We start from the raw sequence: 3520 nt of genomic DNA, 5'->3' as shown, positions 1-3520 counted from the left end.
CTCGGGCAAGTCAACCATTTTTAGAAGTTCTGCCGCTTTTTGCTTTCTTTGTGCTAAAAAGCGGTAAGCGTCAGAAATTATCGCGCTTTTTAGAAGCTTAGAGAGATAAATTTTAAGCTTAGTTTTTAAAAATATGCAAAAATTTAACATCAAATAACGGCAAATTTAAAAGAGTAAATTTTAAAAAATAAAAACATCGATTTAAACGGGTTAAAATTAATATCTAGTTTTAACGCAAAAGGGTATTAAGCAGGTAAATATAAAAATCCTGCGTAAATTATAAATAAAATTTACATTAGAAAAATATAAAATAAATAAGTATAAAATATAAAATTCATCCGCCTAGCCCAACCAAGCTAAGCGGATGAAATCTGCTAGCCTACGAGTGAGGGACGGCAGCTCTAGTGAGTTTTGCAAATTTAACCCCTTTTAGTCCGCCCATTTTTTCGGAAAATTTCTCGATAGCTCCCGCTTTACCGCGCAGTATGAGAGTCTCCAGGCAGTTGTCGTGATCTATATGGACGTGAGTCGTGCAGGCGATGTGCAAATTTGCCTGGTGCTCGATGTCCATCATTTTCACGACGAGGTCGTTTTGGTGATGTAGATAAATGAGCGTCAAAACGCCGATAAGATCCTCATCCGCGTCCTTCCAACTATCATTTACTATTTTTTCCCTAATCAGATCGCGAGTAAATTCGCTTCTTGAAGCATAGCCCTGAGCGCCTATTTTGTTGTCAAGTTCGTCTAATAACTGCTTTGGCAACGAGACGCTAAATCTTATGATGTTTTCCACTATCGCCTCCTTAAAGAAATTATTAGTTATTATACATCAGAAAACTTTAATTTAAATTAATGTAAGCGCGATCTGACCGATAGCTACCGAAGAGTCGTTTGACGAAAAGTTCTTATTTATGTAATACTTCTTACCTTTTTGCTTAAGAATTAAAATTACATTTTCAAGCAGGGCCTTATTTTGAAAAACTCCGCCTGCGAGCAAGACGTCGTTAGGCTGCGCGCAAGCTACGTCCGCTACGAGCTTTGCCAGCCCTTTTATAAAGCCCGTTGCAGCCGTTTTTGCATCGTCTTTTAAAGCTCTTTTAAAGGCCTCTTTAAAGCAAATTTTGTCGTTCATGATTTCAAACTCGTAGCAAGCGTCTAAATTTGCATCATAAAGCGCTTCTAGGCTCATCCCTGCCTCGCCCTCATAGCTGATGCTATCAAGCCCGAGGATCACCGCCGCAAATGCGTCAAATATGCGTCCAAGTGAGCTGGTTTTGACGCAGTTTATTTGCTTTTCGTGCAGGATTTTTAGATTTTTTAGCTTAGCGGGCTCAAATTTAGCCAAAAACGCCTCCGCCTCGCACTCCAAATCATATTTTAAAATCGCGGCATAAGCGATCTGCCAAGTATTTTTCACGCTAGCTTCGCCGCCGATCAGCAAAATTTCGTCAAATTTGCAAACTCGCTCGTACTCTTTGCCGCGCACTTTTAGGATCTCTCCGCCCCAGACGCTCCCGTCCGCGCCGTATCCCGTACCGTCAAAGCAAAAGCCCAGATACTCGCGCTTTGCGTCCAGATCGTTTTCTAAAATTACCGAAAGCAAATGTGCGTGATGGTGTTGGATTTGCGTGATTTTCGAGCCAAAATTTGCGGCGTATTCGCGCGCCCATTTTAAATTTAAAAAATGCGGGTGCAAGTCGGCTACGATCTCGTCAAATTTTAGCTCGTAAATCTCGCTAAAAAGCTTGATTAGCGCGCAAAACCGCTCATAGGTCGCGACGTTTTTTAGGTCGCCGATATACGGGCTTACCATCAGCTCGCCGTCCTTAAAGATCGCAAACTGATTTTTTAGCTCAGCTCCGACGGCTAAAACGGTCTTTTCGCTCTTAAATTTCGTACGGATAAACTTAGGATGCACGCCGCGGCTCGTGCGGATAAATATAGGCTCGCCGTCTGCTACAAACGCGATACTATCGTCGCTTGGCGAGTGTATCTCGCGGTCGTTATCTAGATAAAAATCTATCACGCTGCCCAGCTTTTCTCGCAGATCTTTTTCGTCGTAGATTATTGGCTCGCCCGAGACGTTGGCCGAGGTAGCGATAACGTCACTCTCTAGGTACTCAAAAAGCAAAAGATGAACGCCCGTGTATGGCAAAAATATGCCGATTTTATTTAGTCCTGGCGCTAAATTTGAGGGAACCGGCGCGCCAGGCAAGCTTTGTAAAACGACGATAGGTTTTAAATTTGAGCTTAAAAGCCGCTCTTCTTCAGGCAAAATTCGTGCGTATTTTTTAGCGCGCGAAAGGTCCTTGCACATCACGGCAAATGGCTTTTTAGGTCGCTTTTTGCGCTCTCTTAGCAGCCCTACCGTATCCTCCTTTAAACGGCACATCAGATGAAATCCGCCAAGCCCTTTGATGGCTAAAATTTTACCCTCGTTTATGAAACGCGCGGCCTGCTTTGCGCTTTCGTTATCTTGCGCTAAAACTCGCCCGAATTTATCTTTTAGAGCAAGCCTAGGCCCGCAGTTTGGGCAGGAGACGGGCTGGGCGTGATAGCGGCGATTTAGCGGATTTTTGTATTCGCCGCCGCAAAATTCGCACATCTTAAACGCGTTCATCGTCGTGTTTGCGCGGTCGTAAGGCAGGGATTTGATAATCGAAAACCTCGGGCCGCAGTTGGTGCAGTTGATAAAAGGATAATGATATCTCGGGTCTGCGGGGTCGTAAAACTCGCGCTCGCAGTCGGCGCAGAGGGCAAAATCGGGCAAGATAGGCGCGTGCTTTTTGGCTGATTTTGAGGCGACTATCTTAAACTCGTCAAATTTAGCGCCCTCTAGCTCTGTTTTTCTCATCTCGTCGATACGAGCGAGGCTGGGCAGCTCCTCGTGTAGCGCTTTTTCAAATTTTTCTATCTGCTCATCGCGTCCGCAAAGCGTTAGTTTTACGCCCTCGTCGTCGTTGTAAATTTCGCCTGCAAGGCCGAATTTTAGGGCTAGATTATAAACAAAAGGGCGAAAACCCACGCCTTGAACCAGGCCTGAAATTTCATATTTAAAACATCTCTTCAATCAAAAACTCTTTGCTAAATTTGGCGTTTAAGCCCGTTTTTAGATGCTTTAACGTCAAATTTGCAAGCGTTTTGTTCTCAAAAAGCGAACCGCAAAGCAGAGCGTTTTGCACGCCAAAATCCTGCTTTAGCGAGTCCGCAAAATCGCCCAAAAAATATGCCAGCGACTCGGCGTATCCGTAGCTAAGCAGCCTAGCATCGACGCCAGCTAGCCTAAAGCTCATGCCGCTTCTAGCAAATTTAACGACGTCAAAATGCGTTTTGTTTAGCATTTTAAAATCGAGCCTAGGCCCTTTTGCCCCATTAAAATCGCTCGCGTTTTGTAGTAAAATCTCTCCCGCTTTTTGCGCATTGCTATCAAATCCAAGCAGAGCTCCAGCCATACAAAATAGCCCGAAAAAGCCGTTTTGTACGCCAAGCTCGCCGCGCGGCAGGCTAAAGTTTTCGCCGT

General features: G+C 44.4%; 2 protein-coding genes and 1 pseudogene. All 3 read right to left on the bottom strand.

The genetic code is table 11. The annotated features are described in order from the left end of the window. Positions 1–379: 379 nt before the first annotated feature. On the bottom strand, positions 380–793 hold the full coding sequence (gene nikR / locus Q0314_RS09665; protein ID WP_298058569.1) for a nickel-responsive transcriptional regulator NikR: 414 nt from the start codon (positions 791–793) through the stop codon (positions 380–382). Positions 794–844: 51 nt separating this feature from the next. Beyond that, positions 845–3070, bottom strand: a complete 2226-nt coding sequence (hypF, locus tag Q0314_RS09660; RefSeq protein WP_298058568.1) for a carbamoyltransferase HypF — start codon at positions 3068–3070, stop codon at positions 845–847. Beyond that, positions 3054–3520, bottom strand: a pseudogene (locus Q0314_RS09655) (hypothetical protein); the annotation flags it as partial. The gene hypF and the pseudogene Q0314_RS09655, both read right to left, overlap by 17 nt.

Source organism: uncultured Campylobacter sp., assembly GCF_938040115.1.
Taxonomy (GTDB): Bacteria; Campylobacterota; Campylobacteria; order Campylobacterales; family Campylobacteraceae; genus Campylobacter_A.
Note: the sequence above shows the minus strand (reverse complement) of the source record. Positions and strands in the feature narration are given on the sequence as shown.